This is a genomic window from Chryseobacterium sp. SIMBA_029 (genome assembly GCF_046535275.1).
GTDB lineage: Bacteria > Bacteroidota > Bacteroidia > Flavobacteriales > Weeksellaceae > Chryseobacterium.
The window spans coordinates 1-380 of sequence record NZ_JAWRXA010000075.1 but is presented as its reverse complement, the minus strand read 5'-3'; the positions used below and the strand labels follow the sequence as shown (position 1 = coordinate 380).

The 380-nt window shown below is 36.6% G+C and carries 1 pseudogene; it reads right to left on the bottom strand.

The features are described 5' to 3' along the window. Positions 1–380 (bottom strand): annotated as a pseudogene (locus tag SB679_RS23280) (efflux RND transporter periplasmic adaptor subunit); the annotation flags it as partial.

The window sequence follows — 380 nt, the reverse complement described above, 5'->3', positions numbered from 1 at the left end:
CTTCAGAATCTTTTGTAATATTAGATCCCGGAAGAATCTGAACATTAATACCATCGCTGGCACCTAATTTTACATATACTTTTTTGAATTTTCCATCTGTTTGTTTTACTTCTATAAATGGAACATCTTTCCCTTGCTTCTTTTCATACTGAACCAAGGACTCGTCCAGTAATAAGGCATTCTTTTGAGAGCTTAATATAATCTCCCCGTTTGCTGAGAAACCGGCTCTGATATATTCGTTATTAGGATTATCTACGTTTCCTTCTACAGGGAATTTAATGGTTCCTGCATTGTCTTTTCCTTTAGGAGCGATCATCGTCAGTTTTCCCGGGAAAGTTTTGTTTTGTAATGCTCCGATCACAATATTCATATCCATACCC